The sequence below is a fragment of the Novosphingobium sp. BL-52-GroH genome (assembly GCF_044813085.1).
Taxonomy (GTDB): Bacteria; Pseudomonadota; Alphaproteobacteria; order Sphingomonadales; family Sphingomonadaceae; genus Novosphingobium.
Genome location: NZ_CP171152.1, coordinates 1,106,447 through 1,129,427 on the forward strand (window position 1 = coordinate 1,106,447; position 22,981 = coordinate 1,129,427).

The following is a 22,981-nucleotide window of genomic DNA, read 5'->3' on the forward strand; positions in this document are numbered from 1 at the left end:
CCTTCGGGGATGAAACGTAGCTGTCCATCCGTTTCATCCGCAGGCAAGACAATTCGATGAGCACCAACCCCTTTTGCGAAGAGCTGACAGCCCTGCTGCCGCGCCTGCGGCGGTTCGCGCGCGGCCTGACGCACGATGCGGCCGATGCCGACGACTTGTGCCAGCAAACCGTGGAGCGCGCGCTGAGGTCCCGCCAGCAGTGGCAGGAAGGCACGCGGCTCGATGCTTGGGTGTACAGGATCATGCGTAACCAGTGGATCGACGAAATGCGCAGCAGGACACGGCGTTCGCAGACGTTCTCCCACGAGGACGAGGGCGTGAACGTCGGCATGGCCGGCGACCGCGACGCCGAGAACCGGGTGGAGCTGGGCAATGTCGACCGCGCTCTCGCCCGCCTGCCCGAGGAGCAGCGCGAAGCCGTGGTACTCGTGCTGGTCGAAGGCTTTTCCTACAAGGAAGCGGCTGAGATCATCGGCGTTCCGCAAGGCACGCTGACCTCGCGGCTGGGGCGCGGGCGCGAGGCGCTGATGCGCGAACTGGGAGAAACCGCATGAACGTGACCGACGACGAGCTGATGGCCTTCGCCGACGGCGAGCTGTCCGGCGCGGATGCCGAGCGGGTGGCCGCGGCCATCGCTGCCGACCCGGCGCTGACGGCACGGATCGAGGCCGAACGCCGCTTGCGCACTATGCTGCGCGGACACTTCGACCCCATCGCCGCCGAGCCGGTTCCCGAAAGCCTCACCCTGATGGTGGCCGCCGCCGCGGCGGACGAAACCGAGCGCGACATGACTGACGCGCCCGCGCCGCCGCCGCGGGCGGAACCCGCGCGCGTGCTCGACTTCGCCGCCGCGCGGGCCAGACGGCAGGCCGAGGCCAAGGCCGCCAAGGCTGCACAGAAACCGCAGCCTCGCAATTGGGGCACCGGCGCCGCCATCGCCGCCTCGCTGGTGCTGGGCGTGATTCTGGGCACGCAGTTCGCCGGGCGTGGCGCCGTCACCGAACGTGGCGGCGCGCTGGTCGCCTCGGGCGCACTTGCTACGGGGCTGGACATGGAACTGGCCTCGGCCGGCACCGAGGGCAAGCCGCTGCGCATCCTCGCCAGCTTCAAGCGCGCGGGAGGCGACTATTGCCGCGTCTTCGACGGCGGCGCCACGGCCGGCATCGCCTGCAAGGCCGGGCACGACTGGGTGCTCGAACGCACCGTCGCCAGCGGCCCGCGCGATGCCGGCGCCTATCGCCAGGCCGGCTCCGCGCAAGGCGACCTCATGGCCGCAGCGCAAGGTATGGCGTCGGGCGAACCGCTCGATGCGGCGCAGGAGCGGGCGGCCAGGATGAAAAGCTGGAGCAAGTAACCGTCATTTCTCATCCGTCACTGACTACGTCGGCGCCACCTCCCCATGTTGCTGCGCAAGACAGAGCGGAACCGTCAGCGACGGGCGGGCCATGGCAGCGCCGATCAGCAGCAGCGCGGGGCCATCGCCGAGCGCGGTACGGGCGGCCAGCGGGAGCAGGCCGAGAGTGGTGTGGAAATGGCGCTCGCCCGGCAGGCTTGCGCTTTCCACCAGCGACACCGGGGTCGAGGCCGGCAGCCCCGCCGCGATCAGCCGGGCCGAAACTTCCGAGGCGGCCGCCTTGCCCATGTAGACCGCCAGCGTCGCCTCCGGGTCCGCCAGCCGCGCCCAGTCGAGGTCGAGCGCCTCGCCTGCCTTCGCATGCGCGGTCACGAACGTCAGCTTGCGCGCGAGGCCCCGCAAGGTCAGCGAGGCGCCGAGGCTGGCCGCCGCCGCGCTCGCGGCAGTGACGCCCGGGCAGATGCGGATCACCACGCCCGCCGCGCGGCAGGCGTCGAGTTCTTCAGTGGCGCGCCCGAAGATCGCCGGGTCGCCGCCCTTGAGCCGCACTACTTTCTCTCCCGCCAGCGCCGCCGCGACGATCAGCCGGTCGATCGTCCCCTGGTCCTTCGAGTGCCGCCCCGACCGCTTGCCGACATGGACCAGCCGCGCCGAGCGCCTGGCCATCTCCAGGATTTCAGGGCCGACCAGCGCATCGTAGAACACCACGCTGGCCTCGCCGATCAGTCGCTCAGCCTTGCGGGTGAGCAGTTCCGCGTCGCCCGGCCCGGCGCCCACCAGCCATACCGAGCCGGGAGGAAAGTCCCCGTTCATGCTGCCAGGCCCTGCGCGCCGTCGACCACCGCCGCGCGCAGCAGGTAGAGCCTTCCGGCATCGACCTTGAGCGGGATCGTCGGCACGCAGCCCTCGTCGTCGCCCAGCGCCTTGCCGGTGCGCAGCGAGATGTTCCAGTTGTGCAACGGACAGGCCACCACGTCGCCATGGACGATACCCTGGCTGAGCGGGCCCTGCTTGTGCGGGCACTGGTTGCGCAGCGCGAAGAACTCGCCGCGCAAGGTGTGGAACACCGCGATCTCATGGCCGCCGACGACCGGAAGCGTACGCGCGCTGCCCGCCTCGATCTGCGTGACGGGGCCGATATCGAGCCAGTTGCCGATCATCATGCGTTCTCCAGCTGTGCCTTGGGCGATGTCGGGAAGGGTCGCACCTCGGCGAGGTGCTGGTGCAGCTTGGCTTCTTCGCCCGCGGCGCGCCTGGCCCAGGGGTCGTCCTGCATGAACTGCTGCGAATAGCGGAAGCGGGCGGCATAGCGCTCCACCGCGCCGTCTTCGGCGAGCCGGTCCTTGACGTATTGCAGGCCGACGCGCTCGATCCACGGCGCGGTTCGCTCGAGATAGTGCGCTTCCTCGCGGTAGAGCTGGGTGAAGGCGGCGCACATGTCCATCGCCTCCTCCTCGGTCGCCACCTTGCACAGGAAGTCGGTGGCGCGCACCTTGATGCCACCGTTGCCGCCGACGTGCAGTTCGTACCCTGAGTCCACGCAAACCACGCCGAAATCCTTGATCGTCGCTTCCGCGCAGTTGCGCGGGCAGCCGCTCACCGCGATCTTGAACTTGTGCGGCATCCACGAACCCCAGGTCATCTGCTCGATCTTGACGCCGAGCCCGGTCGAATCCTGCGTGCCGAAGCGGCACCAGTCCGATCCCACGCACGTCTTCACCGTGCGCAGCGACTTGCCGTAGGCGTGGCCCGAGACCATGCCGGCCGCATTGAGATCGGCCCAGACCGCCGGAAGGTCCTCCTTCTTGATCCCGAAGATGTCGAGCCGCTGGCCGCCCGTCACCTTGACCATCGGCGCATCGTACTTCTCGACCACGTCGGCGATCGCGCGCAGTTCGCGGGGGTTGGTGAGCCCGCCCCACATGCGCGGGACGACGGAATACGTGCCGTCCTTCTGGATGTTGGCGTGCATCCGCTCGTTGACGAAGCGGCTCTTCTGGTCGTCGATGTATTCGCCCGGCAGCGCGCAGAGCAGGTAGTAGTTCAGCGCGGGACGGCACGAGGAACAGCCGTCGGGCGTGCTCCAGTGCAGTTCCTGCATGACCTGCGGGATCAGGCGCAAGTCCTTCTCCACGATCAGGCGGCGCACGTCATCGTGGGTGAAGCTCGTGCACTTGCACAAGTGTTTGGGGCCCGACTGAACCTCGCTGCCCAGCGTCACCGCCAGCAGGCTTTCGACGAGGCCGGTGCACGACCCGCACGAGGCCGAGGCCTTGCATTGCGAGCGCACCGCGTCGAGCGAGCAGGCGCCGCCCTGGATGGTCGCGACCACGGTGCCCTTCGAAACGCCGTTGCACCCGCAGATCTCGGCATCGTCCGAAAGCGCGGCGACGGCGGCATTGGGGTCCGTCAGCGCCCCACCGGACGCGAAGGCCTGCCCGAAGATCAGCGCCTCGCGGATCGGCGAGACGTCCTCGCCCTTCTTCATGAGGTCGAAATACCAGTTGCCGTCGGCGGTATCGCCGTAAAGCACCGCGCCGATGACTTTGTCGTCCTTGACGATCACCCGCTTGTAGGCGCCGCGCGCGGCATCGCGCATGACGATGTCCTCGCAACCCTCCCCGCCCGAGAAATCGCCGGCAGAGAACAGGTCGATGCCCGAGACCTTGAGCTTGGTCGACGTGACGGAGCCGGTGTAGCCGGTAGGCGCACCCGTTGCGTGATCGGCGAGCGCGCGGCACATTTCCCACAGCGGCGCCACGAGGCCATAGCACTGTCCGCGATGCTGAACGCATTCGCCCACCGCCAGCACGTTGGGATCGGACGTGACCATGTGGTCGTCGACCATCACGCCGCGCTCGACCTCCAGCCCGGCGTCACGGGCGAGGCCGGTGGCGGGCCGGATGCCGACCGCCATGACGACGATGTCGCACGCGATCTCGGTGCCGTCCTCCAACCGGACGCCTGCGACCTTGCCGTCCTGGCCGAGTATCTCCTTCGTATTCGCGCCGGTGAGGATCGTCTGGCCGCGCCGCTCCAGCTCGGAACGCAGAAGGTAGGCCGCCGCCTCGTCGAGCTGGCGCTCCATCAGCGTGGGCATGAGGTGGATAACGGTGACTTTCATGCCGCGCAAAGACAGGCCATGCGCCGCCTCCAGCCCCAGCAGGCCGCCGCCGATGACGACCGCGCTGCCACCGCGATCGGCAGCGGCGAGCATCGCGTCGACATCGTCGAGATCACGGAACGTCACCACACCCTCAAGGTCCTTGCCCGGCACCGGGATGATGAACGGATCGGAGCCGGTGGCGATCAGCAGCCGGTCGTAAGGCTCGATCCGACCCGAAGCGGCGATGACGCTCTGCGTGGCGCGGTCGATCGCCACGACCTTGTCGCCCGAGACCAGGGTGATGCCGTTGTCGTCGTACCAATCGGCCGTGTTGATGACGATTTCGTCGAAGGTCTTCTCGCCCGCCAGCACGGGGGAGAGCATGATGCGGTTGTAGTTCACGCGCGGCTCGGCGCCGAAGATCGTCACGTCGAAGCGGGCGGGATCGCGGGCGAGGATTTCCTCCACCGCGCGGCACCCCGCCATGCCGTTGCCGATCACCACGAGCCGTTCGCGGATCGGGTCGGAGGGCGTTGCTCCCTCGAAGTTCATCGGTGCATTCACGTCACGTCTCCATCCGCAACGCGCACGCAAAAAAACCGCCTCGTGCCTGTCCCTGGACGGGAGAGGTACGGGCGGCTGCATTGCCACGCGTTCTGTCATGTGATGCGAGGCGCTGGTTCCGTCCTGCGGTGGACGGGCGCTCTATCGCTGCTCGTTGTCTAACCGATTCGGGGGGGTGGCGGCAAGCGGCTTTTTGCGGTGCAGCAAGAAGAGGTAAGACCTGGGGCGATCGCCCCAGACCCCTTTCTCGTCGAAGTCACGCGTGCAGCTTCTTAGCGCGGCCACTTCGAGCCGGGAGACATGATGGCCTCAAGCAGCAAGGATCGCGCAAACGTTGCGGCGCAAACAACGACGAGGGTAACGGAGTGAGGGCAATGGCCCCAGGTCCCCCCTCAATCAATACGCAAATTCCACCTGCAACCAGAACTTCTCCACGTCCCCCGAGGCCGGATAGGACACCGCGTCATACCGCGCATACTTGGCCAGAACCGCGAACTGGTGGAGCTTGAAGCCGATCTGCGCGTCCCACTCGTGCCCATATTCGATGTCGCCCGCGTCGCTGTCGAACTGGTGCCAGGTGACGTTGGCATTGACGCCCTTGAGCGTGCCGAGGTCGCCGAACTTGTAGCTGGCGCTGGCGTAGGCATCCACCAGCCCGGCAGGCGGCGTGGTCAGGAACACGTCGGCGGTGCCGTTGAACTTGTGCAGCGTGGCCAGCGGCGTCTGCAGCGAAAAGCCGTTGTCAGCGCCCAGCTTCTCGTAGCCGCCGGCAAGGCGCAGGCCCTTGACGGTCACGCCGGCCTCGCCCGTCAGGTAGTCGGCGGCGTAGTTGCGGGCGGTCGTCTTCCAGTCCCACTGGCGCGCGTAGGAGGCGGTGAGGTCGAGCTTGGCGGCCTTCCCCAGCGGGAAGGCGCCGGTTGCGCGGGCGCCGTACGTCTTGCTCGACGCCGCGATCTGGAGGGGATCGTCGTAGTCCAGCAGGTAGGCGAAGCCCTTGACCGCCAGCGGCCCGGCCTTGACCTCTGCCCCGCCGAGGAAGAAATCGCCGCCATAGGCCTGGCGCCGCCCGGCTTCCGATCCGAAGATCGTGCGCTGGTTCCACGACCACGTCGCATCGAGCGCCACCGGCCCGATCTTCGCCTCGCCACGTACGGCGTCGAAGGTCTGCTCGTCCTGCCGCCATCCGACCGAGCCCACCCAGCGCTGGTCGTCCAGATTGATGCGCTGGCGGCCGATGGTGACACCGGTGCCCTTCACCTTGTAGGCGATCTGCAGACGGTTGAGGCCGATCGTCTCGGGATCGGGGACCACCGAGCGGCCGGGCCGGTACTGGCTGCTGGCCCCGTTGGCGAAGGGGAAGGCGTTGTAGCCATCGGCGATCGACAGCACGCCCTCGCCCTCGGCCAGCAGCGAAAGATTGTGCAGCTTCAGCTCGGCGCCGGCCCGCACGCGCAAGGTGACGGCATCGGCATCGCGGCCCAGGTCGGGCTGGTCGACCGATTCCCAGCGCAGGCGGCCTTCGACGATCGGGTCGATGGTGAGGTCGTCGTTGATCTTGACCGGCGCCCCGGGCGCGGCCGCAAACGCGGGCGCGGCGGCGAGCGACAGCGCGATGGCGGCGAGAGAAAGATTGGTTTTCATGGATTTGCCCTCCGAACGGCGCCCTCCCTGTGCGGACGCCGGTTGATCCGAAAGCAGACGCCATTGCCCGCCGTGATGGTCGTTCGCGCATCGAGCGCCGGGCGCCCTTGCCCGCCGCCGCCCAAAATCGTCGACCCGGGAGTCGACCCGGAACCGTGGGGTACTCTTGAAGTGATAACTCGTCGTGGGCCACCGCAGCGCGGCGCCCAGCTGATCGTTGGGCGCAGCCTTGCCACGGTCCCGGACCTGGCCCGGGTGGACTGCGGGTTTACGCCGCCTTGGCCGGCCCGTGATCGTACTCCGCAAGGAAGTGCAGCACTTCCTGCCGGTACTGGTAGAACCGGGGATCATCGAGCAGCGCCTTGCGGTCACGCGGACGCGGCAGGTCTACCTTGAGCACCTTGCCAATCGTGGCGTTGGGCCCGTTGGTCATCATCACTACGCGGTCGGCCAGCAGGATTGCCTCGTCGACGTCGTGCGTCACCATGATCGCGGTGACCTTGGTGCGATTCCACGTTTCCACCAGCACGTCCTGCAGGTCCCAGCGCGTCAGGCTGTCGAGCATTCCGAAAGGCTCGTCGAGCAGCAGCAGGCGGGGGCTGAGCGCGAAGGCGCGGGCGATGCCGACGCGCTGGCGCATCCCGTTCGACATCTCCGCCGCCATCTTGTCGCGCGCCCCGGAAAGCCCGACACGGTCGAGGTAATAGTCGACGATATCGCGCCGCTCGGCCTTGCTGGCGTGCGGATAGACCCGCTCCACGCCGAGCGCCACATTCTGCCGCGCAGTCAGCCACGGCATCAGGCTCGGCGCCTGAAACACCACCGCCTTGTCCGGCCCGGCGATATCGATCTCGCGGTTGTCGAGGACGATCCCGCCCGAACTGATCGCATTAAGCCCCGCCGCCATGGTCAGCACGGTCGACTTGCCACAACCCGAATGGCCGATGAGCGAGACGAATTCGCCCTTGTCCATCAGCAGGTTGAAATCGTCCACCACGGTCAGCGGCCCCTGGGGCGTGGGGTAGACCTTGTGGAGCTTGAAGAACTCCAGGTAGCGCCGCTCGACCGCCGACTTGCCGGCCGCGACATAGGCTGCCGGCAGCTCGATTTCGCGCCGCCCGGCAAACAGGTCGATCGGCGCGACTTGCGGCAGCGGCACGCTGCTTTCGCCCACGCCTTCGTCCTGCTCGTTCAGTTCGCCGAGGTATTCGACGATGTCCTTGCGCAGCGCCTGAAATTGCGGGTCGTCGTTGACCGCCTCACGATCGCGCGGGCGCGGCACGTCCACGGTGAACAGCCGCCCGATCCGGGCCGAGGGCGCCGGCGTCAGCACCGCGACGCGATCGGCCAGCAACAGCGCCTCGTCCACGTCGTTGGTGACGAGGATGATGGTGCGCCGTTCCTCCTTGCGGATGCGCTCGATCTCGTCCTGCAACTTCGAACGCGTCAGTGCATCAAGCGCGGAGAGCGGTTCGTCGAGCAGCAGGATTTCCGGCTCCATCGCCAGGGCACGCGCCACCGCCACGCGCTGCCGCATGCCGCCGGACAGTTGCGACGGCTTGCGGTCCATCGCATGACCCAAGCCTACCAGCTCGACCTTCTGGCGCACCAGCGCTTCCCGCTCCGATCTGGAACGATCCTTGTGCACCGCGTCCACCGCCAGCGCGACGTTCTTCTCCACCGTCAGCCACGGGAACAGCGAGTACGACTGGAACACCAGCCCGCGGTCCTTGCCCGGCCCCGCGATCGGCTCGCCGCGCAGGCGGATCGCGCCGGCATCGGGTTCGATCAGCCCGGCGATCGCCGAGATCAGCGTGGTCTTGCCGGCTCCCGAGAACCCGAGGATCGCGACGAACTCGCCCTCCTCCACGTCGAGGTCGATGCCGCCCAGCACGCGGGTCGTCTCACCCGACTTGCCGGTGTAGCTCTTGGTGATGCCCTGCAGCGAAAGGATCGTGGCCATGGTCATGGTTTCCCTGAATTGATCGCGCGTGGTTGTGGGGGCGAGGCCCCGCACGCCCCTCTTCGCTTCTTCCGTCACCGTGAAACGAGTTCAGGGTGACGGGTCTTGAGGGGCGGGCGTTCGCCTCTGTCCCCTCGGCTGTCCTCCCCTACCCTCTCAAACGGTGCGGTTGCGGCTGACCAGCGCCTGCAGGCTCATCATCACCCGGTCGAGCAGGAAGCCGATCAGGCCGATCACCACCACCGCGAACATGATGCGGGCGAGCGACTGGCTCGATCCGTTCTGGAACTCGTCCCACACGAACTTGCCCAGGCCCGGGTTCTGCGCGAGCATTTCCGCCGCGATCAGTACCATCCAGCCCACGCCCAGCGACAGCCGCATGCCAGTGAAGATGAACGGCAAGGCGCTGGGCAGTACCAGCTTGGTCAGCTTCTGGAACGGCCCGAGGCGAAGGACACGGCCGACGTTGAGCAGGTCCTTGTCGATCGAGGCGGCGCCGATCGCGGTGTTTATCAGCGTCGGCCACAAGGAGCACAGCATCACCACGATCGCCGAGATCACGAAGCTCTTGGCCAGCATCGGGTCAGCGCTGGTGATGGTGGCCGAGACCACCATCGTCACGATCGGCAACCAGGCGAGCGGGCTGACGGGCTTCATGATCTGCACCAGCGGATTGATCGCGGCGTTGACCATCGGCGAAAGGCCGGCGGCAAGGCCGATCGGCACGGCCAGGATAGTCGCCAGCACGAAGCCCAGCGCCACCGTCTCGAGCGAGGTGAACACCTGGTCCACGAACGTCGGCGAGCCCGAATAGTCGAACGCGATGGCCTGCGTGCCCGCCGCGATCCGCGCGTCCTGGTCGGCGTAGAACTGCGCCTTGGCCTCCCCCGCCGCCTGCCATTCCTCGAACAATGCCCCGCCCTGCGCGGCGACCGCGACCGGCCCCGGCAGCGCGCCCAGCGAGGTCTGCACCATCGGCGCGAGCGCCGCCCACAGGCCCAGGAACACGGCGATCCCCAGCAGCGGCGCCAACAGTGCCTTGCCGTGGCGGGCAATCGCCAGTTGTAGTCTGCCCGGAACATCCGGGCTCGTCCTTGGTGCCGTCATGGGGCTTTCCGTTACGGCCTGAGCCTGTTCCACCGGCTCGATATCGGCAAAAGCGGTTGCCATAGCAATTCTCCTCGTGGGCTCGGATCAGCCGCCGGTCACGCCGGAGGCCGTGACCTTCTGGCCGTTCTTGAGCCCGATCTTGAGCGACTGGATATAGGCGTTGGGCTTGTGCCCGTCGTAAGGCACATGGTCGATGAACCCGGTGTCCAGCGGCTTGAAGCCGTCGGTCTGCGGGATCGCCGCGGCCGGGATGACCTTGCGGTCCGCGAGCGCCTTCGCGGCGGCGAGATAGAGGTCCGGCCGATAGACAGCCTTGGCCTGCGATGCGTACCAGGCGTCGTCGTGGTCGACGGCGATCTGGCCCCAGCGGCGCATCTGGGTCATCGTCCAGATGGCGTCGGAGTAGAACGGATAGCCGGCGAACTTGTCGAAGAACACGTTGAAGCCGGGGGCCGCACGGGTATCGCCGGGCGCGAAGGTGAACTTGCCGGTCATCGATGCCGCGATCACGTCCGCATCGGCGCCGACGTAGTTCGAACGGCTGAGGATCTGCACCGCTTCGGCGCGGTTCTTGCCTCCGTCCGCATCGAGCCACTGCTGCGCCTTGATGATCGCGCGCAGCAGAGCGGCGGTGGTGCCGGGGTACTTGTCGGCGAAGTCCTTGCGCAGGCCCAGGACCTTCTCCGGATTGTCGTGCCAGATCTGGTCGTCGGTGATGACCGGCACGCCGATCTTCTTCTTCACCGCCGCCTGGCTCCACGGCTCGCCGACGCTGTAGCCCTCGATGGTCCCGGCCTCCAGCGTGGCTGGCATCTGCGGCGGCGGCGTGACCGAAAGCTGCACGTCAGCGCCGGTGGTACCGCCGACGTCCCCCGGCAGGTAGTAGCCGGGGTTCAGCCCGCCCGCCGCCAGCCAGTAACGCAATTCGTAGTTATGCGTGGAGACCGGAAAGACCATTCCCATCTTGAAGGGCTTGCCCTCCTGGCGGAACTTGGCGACCACCGGGGCCAGCACCGAGGCCGGGATCGGGTGCACCGGCTTGCCGTCCGGGCCCTTGGCCAGCGCCGGCTCGATCAGGGTCCAGACCCGGTTCGACAGGGTGATGGCATTGCCGTTGAGGTCGAGGCTGATCGGCGCGATCATCTCGGCCTTGGTGCCCAGCCCCAGCGTCGCCGCGATCGGCTGGCCCGCCAGCATGTGCGCCCCGTCGAGCTGCCCGCCGATCACGCCGTCGAGCAGGACTTTCCAGTTGGCCTGCGGCTCGAGCGTGACGTTGAGGCCTTCCTCGGCGAAGAAACCCTTCTCGCGGGCGATGGCGAGCGGGGCCATGTCGGTGAGCTTGATGAAGCCCAGCTTGAGCGCCGGCTTCTCGACCGCGCCAGCGGCGACCTTGCCCGCCGGAGCCTCGCTTTTGCTGCCGCACCCGGCGAGCGCAACGCCCGTCATGAGCGCGACCACCGCCGCTGCCTGCCTGAAACCAAGACCCCCAATCCTGCTCATCGAAACCACCCCGCCTGAAGGCAAAACGCGAAAAAACCGCCTCGACGAAAGTCCGGATGGACTACATCGGGCGGCTACGTTGCCACTGTTTGTTGAAAGCCACGAAACGACCTTGATGTGCGCCCGTCCTTGGGTGCCGACCGTTCTGCTTGCCCCTTGTGTAAGCGATTCGCGGACTTGGCGTAAAGCTCTTTTTGCAGCGCAGCACGATTCGGAGTGGACCATGCTGCACCCGCAGGTACGGAGGCTCGGAGAAGAAAAGGAATTTTGGGATCACGCAAACACGCGAAGACGCAAAGATTTCGGCGATGCCACGGCGCTCGCCCGCCAATCGAATTACGGGGAAACGCGAAATCGCCGAAGCGAGGCGACTTGCTCAAATTCCGGTTTCAGCCAAAGCGGTTGAACAAGTCCGAACCGCTTTCCCCGAACCTGAGCGTCCCGATCCGAGCCCGCTCCAGCAATTCATTAGGTAGATCAATCGTTTACCGATACACTTCGCCATTCAAGCTCGGCCAGGGTTTTCAGCATCAACCGACAAGACCCCGCCGAGCCGTCAGCCCCCTGCCCGGACGCGGCACCCCAACCTCACGGCAACCTTGCCAGATACCCTTCGATATCGTGCGGATCGAAGACCCGGCCATCGAAGAACGTATTGGCCTCGAGCATCATCGCTCCCTGCTGCGTCCCCACCACGGTGCGTGCCGCAAGGCTGCCCTCGACCTTGGAACTGGCGCCGGGAAGCGGCTCCCCGCTGCCCAGCAGTGCGCTGCGGTAGACATCCGGCCGGAACACCCGCGCCGCGCGCTCCGCGTCGGCAGCGTCGTAGGCCATGCCCTCCCAGCGCACCATCTGGGTGTAGAGCCACTCGGCCTGGCTGACCCAGGGGAAGTTCGCGGCTTCGCGGTACTGGAACATGAAGTCGGGATAATGGATCAGCGCCCCGCCTCGCGAAATCAGCAACTGGTCCGAAATCGCCCGGCGGATCAGTTCGGCCGACCCGTCGAGGTATTCCGGCCGCGCCAGAATAGCCGCATTCTGCTCCCAGTTGGCAGGGTCGACGAAATGACGGCCAGCCTTGCACAACGCCCGGACCAGCGCTTCCACTCCCTCGCGTTTCTCGTCCAGAACGGGTTCGCGCAGTGCCAGCACTTTCTCCACCCCGCGCCGCCAAATCTGCGCCGTGGACAGCACGATCTCGCCCGCCCCCTGCTCCACCGCGACGCTGTTCCACGGTTCGCCCACGCAGATGCCGTCGACATCGCCCTGTGCCAGCGCATCGGCGCAGAACGGCGGCGCGACCGTCGTGATCTCGACGTCGCGGTCGGGTTCGATACCGCAGGCCGCCAGCCAGTAGCGCAGCATGTAGTTGTGGCTCGAATGGCGGTGGACGACGCCGAACCGAACCGGATTCCCCGCCCCTAGCCGCTCCTGCACGATCTTGCGCAACGCCGCACCGACTTGCGCCGGCTCGCCCATGCGCCCTTCCGGCCGCACCCGCTGCGCCAGAGCGGGCCGCAGCGTGATGGCATTGCCGTTGAGCCCGAGCACGAACGGCACAGCGAGCGGCTGCGCGGGCCGCCCCCGCCCCAGCGTCGTCGCGATCGCCAGCGGCGCGACGAGGTGCGCGGCATCGCTGTGGCCGTAGAGCAGCCGGTCGAGCACCGTCGCCCAGCTCATGTCCTTGATCAGGCGCAGCGAAACACCCGCCTCCTCGGCAAAGCCATGCTCGTGCGCCAGAATCGGCAGACAGGCGTCGACGAGCGGCAGGAATCCGATCGTCAGTTCGGTCGTCATGCGGGTACTCCCCCGGCTGGCCGGTCGATCTGGCGATTGCGCATCAGATCCCTCCCATGAGATTGTGCGCGGTCACGATCGCCTCGGCAATGTCGACGATGCGCTTACCTTGGTTCATCGCCGCCTTCCGCATTTCCGCATAGGCCTTGGGCTCTGGCAGCCCGCGCGTATCCATCAGGATGCGCTTGGCCTTGTCGACCGCGTCCCGCTCGGCAAGCTTGCCCTTGGCCTCGGCAAGGTCTCTCTGCAACCGCGAGAAAGCATTGAAGCGCGTCACCGCAAGGTCGAGGATGGGACGAATCCGGTTCGGTGCCAAGCCGTCCACGACGTAGCTGGAGACCCCCGCGTCGACCGAGGCGATGATCGATTCGTCATCCGATTCGTCGACGAACATCGCGATCGGACGCTGCAACGCCCGGCTGACCGCAAAGTATTCCTCCAGCACGTCGCGGGAGGGATTTCCCAGGTCCATCAGCACGATATCGGGATCGAACTGCGCTATCCGCGCCAAAAGCCCGCGCCGATCGGTGATGACGAACAGCTCGCAGTCCTCCAGGGTCGCAAGACCTTCCTGGATGATGGACGCGCGGGCGGCGCTTTCGTCGATGATGGCAATGCGCATGGAGCCGCCCTTGTGCAGCGCAGCACACGTCGCTGGCAAGAGTGTGCAACACTAGGCAGATCACGCGACCGGGCTACTGCGACATGTGGGCCACAGGACCCACTTGAATTGGCCCTCCAATAGGCAATGCGGTCACCGCTTGGAGGTTGCCATTCCACGAGGCGAAGCCCAGTTCCGGTCGCATCGAACGAACCCGAAACGCGGCAAGGTTCGTGCCGGACGCGGAAGTACCGGTTCTTCGGGTACGCTGAAGATCAAGGCGCCGTCGACTTGTCTCCACGCCCAACCCGGCTAGGCGATCAGGGTACTCCCGAATATCGGTTCGTCCCCATCCCTCGCCGATGGGCTCGCGTTGTCGAACCGAAGCGGCTCCGGCGATTCCGGCAAGCGCCTCAGGCTCAAAGTCTCCTCGATAAAGCCCAGCGACCAGCCTGCGTGCATCGTCGCGGCAGCCACGCCTGCGCCTGCGGCACACGGCGAGCGCCCGCGCCATCCCAGCAACAGGCCTGCCGCCAGCGCGCCAAGCAGCCAGCACAGCATCGGAAGGGCCAGCAGCAACGCTTCCGCCCGCACGGGTGCAAGCACGAGGCCAAGCAACGCGGCGAAGATCGAGGGGACCACTGCCAGCGGCAGCATCTGGCGCAGCTTCACGGGCGCGGGATGACGCTTGAGATTACGCGCCCGGCCGCATCCGTAAGTCCGATATTGCCGGAACAAGGCCCCCATCGTCCGCCGCGGGAAATAGGTGATCGCCGCCTGCGGCTCCAACCAGATGCGCCCGCCGGCCGCGAGCAGCCTACGATCGAGTTCCGAATCCTCGTTGGCGGCAAACCCCTCATCGTAGCCGCCCACTGCCATGAACAAGGCAAGATCGAAAAGCGCATGGTGGCCATGATCGACCCACTGCCCACGCCCCACATGGCGGTGAGGTGCTCCCCCGGTGCCCAAAACCGAATTCTGTGCCGCTGCCACCGCCTTTTGAAAACAGGCCGTTCCGCTCGTCACCATGGGCACCACAACCGAAGTCGCCCGCATGCCAGCTGCGGCCCAACGCAGCCGATCGATGAAGCCATCGGGATAGTCGGCGTGGGCGTCTATTCGCACCAACCATTTGCGACCGGCCCCGAAGCGCCGTGCCGCAAGGTTCACCGCCGCGCTCTGTAGCCGCCGGGCGTTGTCGAGCAGGACGAGGTTGGCGTGGCCGCGCGCCAGAGTTGAAACGATCTCGCGGCTACCATCCGTGCTGCCACCGTCAGCCACCACCACGAGCGCCCCGTTCGCATTGCGCAGCAGCCCCTCGAGCAAAGCCGGCAGATGCGTCGCTTCGTTCAGGCACGGCACGACTATCAGCACATCGGCGCTTCGGCTCCCCTCAAGCATGAGCGCGACCGACAATGGCATCGACGATGTCGCGCCGCTCTTTAGCGGTCTGGTAAAGCGCCCGCTCCGGCAAAGCCGCAATCGCCGCGCGCATCTCCGCATATTTCGACCGGCTCAACGACACGAGCTGCGCCGGCAACTCCACCAGAGGAGCATCGACCAGCAAGCCGACACCGTGCCGCTTTAGCCAGCGACCGGTCTCAACCCCATCGAGGGCGATCGGCACCACGCCATTGGCCAGCCCTTCGTAGAGCCGATTGGGAAGCAACCAGTCGGAGTTCTGCCCTTCTTCGAAGTAATCGACGGCCCATACGAAATCGACTGCAGCATAGAGACGAGCAAGGTCATCCTGCTGGAATGGCCCGAGATAGCGCAGCCCGGGAAACACTGCCACCTGCGCCTCGAAGTCCGGAAATTCGGCCGGGCTGGCGATTCCGGCGATGACCACTTCGATCCGCACCCGTGACGAACGGGCAAGCGCCGCCAGTTGCTCCAGCGTTTTGCGACACCGCAGCATCCCGAACCAGCCAATGGTCCAGACAGCCCCCTCGCCCGGGCGCCGTTCACACACGTCACCGCCCACCGACGAGCGCCGTTCCACCGGAATTTTGTTTTCGACCAGCAGCACCCCATCCCGTCGACCCTGACGACTCCCGAAGTAATCACGCGCGAAGGCCGGCGAACTGACGATGACGAGGTCGGTACGGGCCAGCAATTGCCGTTCTATCCAACGCATCAGGCGCGACTTGCGGCCCGCGCCCAGCATCAGGCGATGGATGTCGAGACACTCGTAGACGAGCCGCTGTTGGGGCGAGCGGACCCGCCACGCAAGTATGAGCATCTCCAGATTGCGCGCCACGATGACGGGCGCGCCCGCGCTCAAGGCCCGGATCGCGCCAGGGGACAGCAGCCATTTCATCACAGCAACGGCCCGTTTCACCAATCTTGCGTCCTGCGTCGGCCCCAGGTCCAGCACTCTGCCTGCGGGCTGCCGCAGCGCGCCGGCATGCCTGTGAAACCCCCCCAGGCCCACCAAAAATCCTTCCCCTGCCAGCAAGTCCACGCGGCGACGCACCGCGGCGTCGTTCAGATCATGCACCAGATAGGCGAGTGCCGCGCCGCCACTTTGAACCGTTTCCATCTGAAAACCTCCGAACTTGCTCGCAAACGGAGTGAAATTGTATTTCCAGCGCCCCATCCCATCGGCATTGTACTTAAGGAACCGGAAACGCTTTATGGGCGACATGCTTAGGCATTTGCGGATTTATTATTCAATACGTACAATGTCCTAATTGGAGGAACGTCTTGAGCAATCGGACTCATGACGCCGCAGCGGACGAAATATCCGCCAAGACGTCGAAACGTTTACTTCCCGACCCCTCCGAAATCGGCGCCCTGTTCTTTAGGCGCCGTTGGATCTTCGCGACTTCCTTCCTGGTTACACTGGCGCTGGTGGTGACCGCGATCAGCTTGCTGCCCCGCACCTACACGGCGACAAGCGCGCTCCTGCTCGAACCGCGCGAAGCGCAGCCGGTGAAAGTGAACGACCGCGGCTTCGTCGCGCCGGCGGACGACAATCTGATCGACACTGCCGTGCAGATCGTACGATCGCCCACCCTTACCTTGGACGTGGTTCGTAGCCTCAGGCTGGACCAGGTGCCGGAGTTCGGCGGCGGACAGGCCGCCAGCGACGCTCCCGCGAGGAGAGCTTTAGCCCCTCCGACGGACGCCAGCAGCGAAGGCATCGCCATGACTGCGACGGAGCGCCGAGCGTCAGGTGCGCTTCTTGCGCGAAGCTACGTACGGCGCGTCGGCGTGACTTATCTCGTCGAGATTTCAGCTTCTTCGGCAAGTCCCCGCCTCGCTGCCCAAATCGCAAATGCACTGGCTCGCCGTTACATCGACCTCGATTCGGCCCGGAAGCAAACGCGCAACGCCCAATCCGCCAGATACGTTGCAAGCCAGGCAGCCGCGCTGCGCAAACAGGCGGTGACCGATGACGCAGCACTGCAGCAATACATGGTGCGCAACAACCTGATGAGCGCTCAAGGCGCGACCATGGCCGAACAGGAAGTATCCGAACTCAACCGCCAGATCGCCGATGCGCAAGCCCAACTCGCGGAACAACGCGGCAAACTCGCCGCGGCCCAGGCCCAGATCGGGCGCGGCGGTGGCGGAGCGGACATCGGTTCCGTCCTAGCTTCGGAAACCATCCGCCAGCTACGCCAGCAGGAAGCGGTGGCCAGTGCTCACCTTGCCCAGCTCGATGCCCGCTATGGTGCGCTGCATCCCGAAGTGGTCCAAGCGCGCGACGAACTGGCTGACGTCCGTCAGCAGCTCAACGCCGAACTGGCCCGGATCGTCTCGGGCCTCCGCGGAGATGTGCAGATCGCCGAATCCCGCCTTGGTTCGCTGCTGGGCAGTCGCGCGCTGGCAAAGGGGTCGCTGGCGCAGAACGGCTCGGCGCAAGTCGGCCGCCTCGAACTGGAACGCCGGGCCGAAGCCAGCCGTGCGATCTACAGCGCCTATCTCACCCGAGCCAAGGAAACCGCGCAAGCTGGTGAGCTTCCCAATGCGGATGCCAGCATCGACTCGCTGGCCCGCGTACCCGGGGCTCCCTCCTCGCCCAACTACCTTTTGAGTGGCCTTGCGGGCGTCGCCGCTGCGCTCTTGGTTGCTGGTCTCGCCACGGCCATCGCCGAATACATGGAAAATACGGTGGCGACCCGCGCCGACATCGAAGGAGGCCTGGAGGCCGTCTACGCAGGAGCGATCCCGACACTCGATTCCGCCACCCGCTCGAAAGCGGGCAACATTACCCCGCAAGACTACGTGACAATCCGAAGCATGTCGCTCTTTACCGAAAGCCTACGCAATCTCGCGACCTACCTCGGTCTTTCCGGCAATGGCGGCATCGCCGTGGTGACGATCACCTCGCCCCTGCCTCGCGAAGGGAAATCGACCACTTCGATGTGCCTTGCGCGCACATTGGCGATGGGTAAACGCAAGGTCGTACTAGTCGATGCAGATGTCCGACACCATTCGACGTCCGATGCCCTGGCACCCGGTCGCGATCGCGAAGGTCTGTTCCGCGCACTGGACGGCACCACACCGATCGAGCAGGCGTTGACATCCGACGACCGGACCAGCCTGCAGATTCTGACGACGCTGGGTCAGTCAAATCCGGACGACATCATAACCGAGGAGACGATGGCTGCACTGATTGCTGCCCTCAGGGCGCGGTTTGACATCATCATCATCGATTCCGCCCCTGTGCTGGGCGTGGCCGAGACACGTATCGTCTCGAGACTCTCCGACACGACCCTGGTGGTGGCACGCTGGCGGACTACCCCTGTCAAGGCAGTGCGTACCGCACTGGACCTGCTTTCACACAACGGCAGCAAGGTAGGTGGCGTCGCTCTCAGTCTCGTCAACATCAAGGAATATGCGAGCGCCGGGCTTACCGATGCCTTCGGGTACTACAAGAAATTCAAGGGTTACTATGCCGATTGATGCCGTCGGCGCGAATGCGCACCGCTATCCGACTCTCGACGCGCTGCGCGGAGCTGCCGCCTTCGCGGTGCTGTTCTACCACCTGCGGAACATCGGGGCCGGGCACCACGGCCCGGCGGTCCTCCCGATCTTCGCAAGCGGTTATCTCGCAGTGGACCTGTTCTTCGTGCTCAGCGGCTTTGTCATCTCGCATGCCTATGGCGCACGGCTTCGAAAATCCTTGCCATTTCGTGCGTTCATGACCGCGCGGTTCGTGCGCCTGCAACCGGTAATCGCCATCGGTACATTGATCGGGTTCATACTGGCGCTGGTCCAACGCCTGCTGGGACTCGAGGGCGCACCGGGCCTTTTCGCCATCGTGACATGCCTTCCGGCCAACCTCCTGATGCTTCCGAACGTCCTGATGCCCTCGGGGATCTTCCTGTTCAATCCACCGGCTTGGTCGCTCTTCTACGAACTGGCCGCCAATGCCGTTTATGCCTTCGCTGTCAGGAGAGAAGCCGATTCCACAAACGGAATGCGGGAAAATCTTTTGCTTGCCGCAAGCTGCCTTGCCGGATTCGGTGGGCTGGTGGCCTCCGTCTTGCTTGTCGGAGATCTCGACAGGGGCGTAGCCCTTGGAGACTGGCCGGTGGCCTTGGCTCGTATCATCTTTTCGTTCACTGCCGGGGCCCTGCTCCATCGCACGCGTCACAGGTGGATGAAGGGCGTGCCCCGTCTACCCCTGCCCTGGCTTCTCATTGCCTGCGTGGCTCTGCTGGCGCCCGACTTCCACGGCGCCCCCCGCGCAATCTACGACCTGACTTTCGCCACGGCGTTGTCACCGGTCCTGCTCATGCTTACATGCGTCGCGCAGCCAGGACCGCGCCTGCAGAGCGCATCCGCTTGGCTGGGCATGATCTCCTATCCGCTATACGCGGTGCATGCACCGATCAAGCATGTAATCGAAACGATCCTGCCGCTGGGTTTCGCACCCATGCTGATCGTGGCGACTTGCAGCGCCGTATCGATCGCGTGGTTGATCGGCACCGTAATCGACCCTGCCTTGCGACACTGGTTGGGCAACTGGCAATGCCGCCTTTACACAACCGCTGATCCGCACGTAGCAACCACATCCAGCCTCTCGGGTGGCGCATGAATCCGGGAAACATCAGCCCGCACCTGGTACCAAGTCAACCGTTGCCCCAGCCTACGAAACCATGGGCGGTGGCAGGACAGCCAATGCCTGTCACTACACTCGTTGACGGATCGACCATGCCCAATGGCACCTGCGAACCAGCCACCAGCGGTACGAAAGGCCATGTCCTCTTCGTCAGTCGGCAGCGTATCGCGGGAAGGACCAACGGCAGCAGCGCCTACCTGCTCGATCTGGCCGGTGCAGTGCGTAGCGCGGGGTTCACCCCCCATCTCTTACAGCCATCTCCTGACCTCATGGGCCGCTGGCCGATCTTGCGACTACGGTCCGAGATGGAAGTCTTCGAAACCCATGAAATTCGTGGTGTTTTTCGCATCGGAGACTGGGTCTTCGTACTCGATCCTCGCGTTGGCGCGGAAGCTCTAAGAGCCATTGTATCGCGGCTGGGTCGAATGTTTGGGCTCAGATGTGCTTGGGTGACCGACAGACCCCGCCCCTACGCGATCGCAGCGCCATGGACGGACGCAGACCGCACATTCGTCCGCAACAAATCCCGAAGCCATGCCGATATCGTCATCGCCGACTACGCTTTCCAAGCCGAAGCGGCTTGCCTGTTGTCTACATCGCCATCCGCAATCGTGATGCACGATTTGTTTCACAGTCGCGAAGCACAGGCGGGTGGCAGAGATTCGGTTGCCCCGCTTAGCCGCGAAGCCGAGATCGCACTCCTGTCGCGAGCGGATGCGGTCATAGCCATCCAGGCAGGTGAAGCGCGTTTCGTGGCAGAGCATGTTCCCGCCGCCCGGCCGATCCTGGCACCCATGGCCGCACACCCAGTCGACGCTGCCCAGCCGGGAGATGGCCAGCGGCTGCTTTTCGTAGGCAGCAACACGGCCCCCAACGTCGTCGCGCTCGAATGGATGTTCGATAACGTCTGGCCGATAGTGCGGCAACGCGCACCCGGCTGCATGCTCGACATAGCCGGTTCGGTCGCCAATGCCTTCCCGCGTGGCGGTCCACCCGGCACGATGTTTCACGGAATGGTCCACGACCTCGGTCCACTCTACGCGCGCGCAGGCGTCGTGATTTCGCCGCTGACTTTCGGGTCGGGGCTCAAGATCAAGCTCGTCGAAGCCCTTGCACAAGGCAAGGCCGTCGTCGCCACCAGCGTAACCCTGCAAGGTGTCGAACAGCAATGCGCTGAATCAGTAGCCCTTGCAGACGCGCCCGGCCCATTCGCCGAAGCCATACTCACGCTCGCGGACGATGGCCGACGACTGATTCTCGCCCAAAAAGCGTTGGCAGTGGCGAAACGGCATTTCTCGCCAAAGGCGTGTCATGCCGAGTTCGTCACCTGGCTCGAGGAGAACCGTCCCCGCGTCGGGACTGCCGACCGCCACGATTCTTGCCAATGACCGCTTCCCGTCCGACCATCGCCTCGCCGCTAATCTGGTCCACGGCTTCGAGCCTGGGCACCCAGGCATTGTCGTTTCTTACATTTGCAATCCTCGCGCGGTTGCTTGGCGCGCCGGCCTTCGGCCTCGTCGCCTTGGCCGCGCTGGTTATCGACTTGCTGCTCGCAGTCAGCAATGCCGGGATCAACGAAGCGGTCATCCAGCGGCGCACGCTGGAGGAAACAGACGCCGACACCGCGTTCTGGACCAATCTTGCCTGTGGCCTGACCTTCTGCCTTGCGACCGTCATGACCGCACCGCTCCTGGCATCGCTGTTCGGGCAGCAGCAATTGACGCCGATCATAACGGCGCTTGCGACAATTTTCGCGGTCACACCTCTCGGCGCGATCCATACTGCCCGCCTGACCCGTGACCTCAGGTTCCGTTCGATCGCGATGCGCAATGTCGCCGCATCGCTGGCAGGTACCGCAGTGGGGCTGCCGCTAGCCTTTGCCGGTTACGGTGCCTGGGCGCTGGTAGGCCAGCGCATCGCAGTGGCGCTCGCGATGGCGATAAGCGCGTGGGCAAGCTTTCCGTGGATCCCGCGTCCTCGATTTCGGCTGAAGTCCTGCATCGAGATGGTCCGCTTCGGCACCTACATCGGGATTTCCGGCACGCTGAACCAAATCAACATTCGCAGCGCCGAACTGATTTCCGGCGCATTGGCAGGGCCCATCGCGGTTGCCTTCATTCGCGCCGGATCGCGGATCGTGGAAGTGCTCAACCAGGTCACCTATATGCCCATCCAGCAGATCGCAATGCCGATCCTGACGCGCACGGCTCAAGACCCTGAAGCGCTGAAAGCCACCTATTTGCGGCTCAGCCGTCTTTCCGCGTTCTTCATGTTCCCCGCATTCTTGGGCAGCATGGCCCTTGCTCACGAGATCGTGGCGGTGGTCTTCGGGCCCGGCTGGGAGTACGTGGCGGACGCCATCCGCATTTTCGCCTGCGCCGTGGTTGCCTCGCAAATGAACAACCTTATTATTGCTGCAATCACAGGCATGGGTGAATCGCGTATCGTACTGTCCTGGACCACCGCCCAGATCGCGCTCGGCGTGGGAGCGGCTTTCTTAGTGCATCGATGGGGGTGGCAGGCCATGCTGATGGTGGGTGTGGCGCGTGGTTACCTAATCCTTCCATACGGCTTCCATCTGTTGCGACGGCATACCGGTATTCGTTTTGGTGACGTGATGGGTAGCTTACGCGCGGCCCTGAACAGTTCGCTACTCATGGTACTGGTCGTGACTGCCGGGGTGCATGTCTGTGAGGGCCTATTGCCGCCGATAGCGATCATATCGATCTGCTTCCCTCTCGGCACCATTGCCTATTTCGCTGCATACCTTTGGCAGGATCGCACGATCATAAGGCTGTTGCAGGACACGATCGCTGCTCGCCGGACACCAGCAGCTACTGCAAGCCAACCGGGGACCTAACCTGCGACATTATTGGGGCAAAAGCGAAAACATGCGCCATGGTGCCGTTTCGCAAAGTTTGTTTCGAAAATCGGTGGGAGGCCTAGGGTGGATCAACATTCAGCGTAACCATATCATGGCAGCGGCGAGGTGGACGAAGCCTGAGAAGTGGATGGTGCGGCGGTCGTACCGTGTGGCGAAGCAACGGAAGTGCTTGAGCCGGCCGAAACGTCGTTCGATGCGGTTCGGCCGTTTATAGGCGGTTGTGTCGTGTGGGATGGTGACTTTGCGGCAGTGGTTGGAGGGGATGACCGCCTCGGCGTCCATGTCGGCGATGATCGCGCGTAAGGCTTTGCTGTCATAGACTTTGTCGGCGAGCACAGCGCCACCTGAGGTGGTGCCGGTTTTCTGGACAGGATGCTAAGCTAAT

Annotated in this window: 19 protein-coding genes; 7 read left to right on the forward strand and 12 right to left on the reverse strand. The window is 65.1% G+C overall.

The genetic code is table 11. From position 1 onward, the window contains the following. Positions 1-56: 56 nt before the first annotated feature. Positions 57-554, forward strand: coding sequence for an RNA polymerase sigma factor (locus ACFFDA_RS17885; RefSeq protein ID WP_404482139.1), 498 nt, complete (start codon positions 57-59; stop codon positions 552-554). Further along, on the forward strand, positions 551-1,354 hold the full coding sequence (locus ACFFDA_RS17890; RefSeq protein ID WP_404482140.1) for an anti-sigma factor family protein: 804 nt from the start codon (positions 551-553) through the stop codon (positions 1,352-1,354). The genes ACFFDA_RS17885 and ACFFDA_RS17890 overlap by 4 nt, the downstream gene beginning before the upstream one ends. Before the next feature lie 24 nt (positions 1,355-1,378). Here the strand turns inward: ACFFDA_RS17890 and cobA are convergent, their stop codons facing one another. From cobA to ACFFDA_RS17925, 7 genes are all read right to left on the reverse strand, one after another. Then, complete coding sequence (gene cobA / locus ACFFDA_RS17895) at positions 1,379-2,167, reverse strand: uroporphyrinogen-III C-methyltransferase (protein WP_404482141.1); 789 nt, start codon at positions 2,165-2,167, stop codon at positions 1,379-1,381. After that, entirely contained in the window at positions 2,164-2,514 is a 351-nt protein-coding gene (gene nirD / locus ACFFDA_RS17900) for a nitrite reductase small subunit NirD (protein WP_404482781.1), read from the reverse strand. The genes cobA and nirD overlap by 4 nt, the downstream gene beginning before the upstream one ends. Further along, the gene (gene nirB / locus ACFFDA_RS17905; RefSeq protein ID WP_404482782.1) at positions 2,514-5,012 is read right to left on the reverse strand and encodes a nitrite reductase large subunit NirB; all 2,499 of its coding nucleotides are present in this window, start codon (positions 5,010-5,012) and stop codon (positions 2,514-2,516) included. Before nirB ends, nirD begins: the two co-directional genes overlap by 1 nt. A 408-nt stretch (positions 5,013-5,420) precedes the next feature. Beyond that, a complete protein-coding gene (locus ACFFDA_RS17910; protein ID WP_404482142.1) occupies positions 5,421-6,665 on the reverse strand; it encodes an alginate export family protein in 1,245 nt (414 codons plus the stop codon). Between the two features lie 268 nt (positions 6,666-6,933). Next, on the reverse strand, positions 6,934-8,628 hold the full coding sequence (locus ACFFDA_RS17915) for an ABC transporter ATP-binding protein (RefSeq protein ID WP_404482143.1): 1,695 nt from the start codon (positions 8,626-8,628) through the stop codon (positions 6,934-6,936). A 156-nt stretch (positions 8,629-8,784) separates the two neighbouring features. After that, positions 8,785-9,798, reverse strand: a complete 1,014-nt coding sequence (locus tag ACFFDA_RS17920) for an ABC transporter permease (protein WP_404482144.1) — start codon at positions 9,796-9,798, stop codon at positions 8,785-8,787. A gap of 24 nt (positions 9,799-9,822) precedes the next feature. Beyond that, positions 9,823-11,196, reverse strand: coding sequence for a CmpA/NrtA family ABC transporter substrate-binding protein (locus ACFFDA_RS17925; RefSeq protein ID WP_404482145.1), 1,374 nt, complete (start codon positions 11,194-11,196; stop codon positions 9,823-9,825). Between ACFFDA_RS17925 and ACFFDA_RS17930 the strand changes: the two genes are divergently transcribed. Continuing rightward, positions 11,183-11,644 (forward strand): hypothetical protein, encoded by a 462-nt coding sequence (locus ACFFDA_RS17930; RefSeq protein WP_404482146.1) that lies wholly within the window; start codon positions 11,183-11,185, stop codon positions 11,642-11,644. The genes ACFFDA_RS17925 and ACFFDA_RS17930 overlap by 14 nt on opposite strands. Before the next feature lie 182 nt (positions 11,645-11,826). Here the strand turns inward: ACFFDA_RS17930 and ACFFDA_RS17935 are convergent, their stop codons facing one another. The 4 genes from ACFFDA_RS17935 to ACFFDA_RS17950 all read right to left on the reverse strand — a co-directional run bounded on the left by ACFFDA_RS17935 (position 11,827) and on the right by ACFFDA_RS17950 (position 16,283). Beyond that, positions 11,827-13,035 (reverse strand): CmpA/NrtA family ABC transporter substrate-binding protein, encoded by a 1,209-nt coding sequence (locus ACFFDA_RS17935; protein ID WP_404482147.1) that lies wholly within the window; start codon positions 13,033-13,035, stop codon positions 11,827-11,829. Positions 13,036-13,078: 43 nt separating this feature from the next. After that, the gene (locus ACFFDA_RS17940) at positions 13,079-13,657 is read right to left on the reverse strand and encodes an ANTAR domain-containing response regulator (RefSeq protein WP_404482148.1); all 579 of its coding nucleotides are present in this window, start codon (positions 13,655-13,657) and stop codon (positions 13,079-13,081) included. 291 nt (positions 13,658-13,948) lie between these two features. Next, positions 13,949-15,058 (reverse strand): glycosyltransferase family 2 protein, encoded by a 1,110-nt coding sequence (locus ACFFDA_RS17945; RefSeq protein ID WP_404482149.1) that lies wholly within the window; start codon positions 15,056-15,058, stop codon positions 13,949-13,951. Beyond that, a complete protein-coding gene (locus ACFFDA_RS17950) occupies positions 15,030-16,283 on the reverse strand; it encodes a hypothetical protein (protein ID WP_404482150.1) in 1,254 nt (417 codons plus the stop codon). The genes ACFFDA_RS17945 and ACFFDA_RS17950 overlap by 29 nt, the downstream gene beginning before the upstream one ends. Before the next feature lie 59 nt (positions 16,284-16,342). On the opposite strand from ACFFDA_RS17950, the gene ACFFDA_RS17955 reads away from it, so the two are divergent. From ACFFDA_RS17955 to ACFFDA_RS17970, 4 genes are all read left to right on the forward strand, one after another. Further along, on the forward strand, positions 16,343-18,550 hold the full coding sequence (locus ACFFDA_RS17955) for a GumC family protein (RefSeq protein WP_404482151.1): 2,208 nt from the start codon (positions 16,343-16,345) through the stop codon (positions 18,548-18,550). After that, positions 18,540-19,688, forward strand: a complete 1,149-nt coding sequence (locus tag ACFFDA_RS17960; RefSeq protein WP_404482152.1) for an acyltransferase family protein — start codon at positions 18,540-18,542, stop codon at positions 19,686-19,688. Before ACFFDA_RS17955 ends, ACFFDA_RS17960 begins: the two co-directional genes overlap by 11 nt. A gap of 116 nt (positions 19,689-19,804) precedes the next feature. Next, the gene (locus tag ACFFDA_RS17965; protein ID WP_404482153.1) at positions 19,805-21,100 is read left to right on the forward strand and encodes a glycosyltransferase; all 1,296 of its coding nucleotides are present in this window, start codon (positions 19,805-19,807) and stop codon (positions 21,098-21,100) included. Then, positions 21,097-22,572 (forward strand): lipopolysaccharide biosynthesis protein, encoded by a 1,476-nt coding sequence (locus tag ACFFDA_RS17970; RefSeq protein WP_404482154.1) that lies wholly within the window; start codon positions 21,097-21,099, stop codon positions 22,570-22,572. The genes ACFFDA_RS17965 and ACFFDA_RS17970 overlap by 4 nt, the downstream gene beginning before the upstream one ends. 99 nt (positions 22,573-22,671) lie before the next feature. Here ACFFDA_RS17970 and ACFFDA_RS17975 read toward each other — a convergent pair whose 3' ends face one another. Further along, the gene (locus ACFFDA_RS17975; protein WP_404482155.1) at positions 22,672-22,932 is read right to left on the reverse strand and encodes a transposase; all 261 of its coding nucleotides are present in this window, start codon (positions 22,930-22,932) and stop codon (positions 22,672-22,674) included. Between the last annotated feature and the right edge of the window lie 49 nt (positions 22,933-22,981).

Coding starts and splice junctions, on each gene's coding strand:
- ACFFDA_RS17885 (WP_404482139.1), top strand. CDS start 57: ATGAGCACCAACCCCTTTTGCGAAGAGCTGACAGCCCTGCTGCCGCGC.
- ACFFDA_RS17890 (WP_404482140.1), top strand. CDS start 551: ATGAACGTGACCGACGACGAGCTGATGGCCTTCGCCGACGGCGAGCTG.
- cobA (WP_404482141.1), bottom strand. CDS start 2,167: ATGAACGGGGACTTTCCTCCCGGCTCGGTATGGCTGGTGGGCGCCGGG.
- nirD (WP_404482781.1), bottom strand. CDS start 2,514: ATGATCGGCAACTGGCTCGATATCGGCCCCGTCACGCAGATCGAGGCG.
- nirB (WP_404482782.1), bottom strand. CDS start 5,012: ATGAACTTCGAGGGAGCAACGCCCTCCGACCCGATCCGCGAACGGCTC.
- ACFFDA_RS17910 (WP_404482142.1), bottom strand. CDS start 6,665: ATGAAAACCAATCTTTCTCTCGCCGCCATCGCGCTGTCGCTCGCCGCC.
- ACFFDA_RS17915 (WP_404482143.1), bottom strand. CDS start 8,628: ATGGCCACGATCCTTTCGCTGCAGGGCATCACCAAGAGCTACACCGGC.
- ACFFDA_RS17920 (WP_404482144.1), bottom strand. CDS start 9,798: ATGGCAACCGCTTTTGCCGATATCGAGCCGGTGGAACAGGCTCAGGCC.
- ACFFDA_RS17930 (WP_404482146.1), top strand. CDS start 11,183: ATGAGCGCGACCACCGCCGCTGCCTGCCTGAAACCAAGACCCCCAATC.
- ACFFDA_RS17935 (WP_404482147.1), bottom strand. CDS start 13,035: ATGACGACCGAACTGACGATCGGATTCCTGCCGCTCGTCGACGCCTGT.
- ACFFDA_RS17940 (WP_404482148.1), bottom strand. CDS start 13,657: ATGCGCATTGCCATCATCGACGAAAGCGCCGCCCGCGCGTCCATCATC.
- ACFFDA_RS17945 (WP_404482149.1), bottom strand. CDS start 15,058: ATGCCATTGTCGGTCGCGCTCATGCTTGAGGGGAGCCGAAGCGCCGAT.
- ACFFDA_RS17950 (WP_404482150.1), bottom strand. CDS start 16,283: ATGTCGCCCATAAAGCGTTTCCGGTTCCTTAAGTACAATGCCGATGGG.
- ACFFDA_RS17960 (WP_404482152.1), top strand. CDS start 18,540: ATGCCGATTGATGCCGTCGGCGCGAATGCGCACCGCTATCCGACTCTC.
- ACFFDA_RS17965 (WP_404482153.1), top strand. CDS start 19,805: ATGCCCAATGGCACCTGCGAACCAGCCACCAGCGGTACGAAAGGCCAT.
- ACFFDA_RS17970 (WP_404482154.1), top strand. CDS start 21,097: ATGACCGCTTCCCGTCCGACCATCGCCTCGCCGCTAATCTGGTCCACG.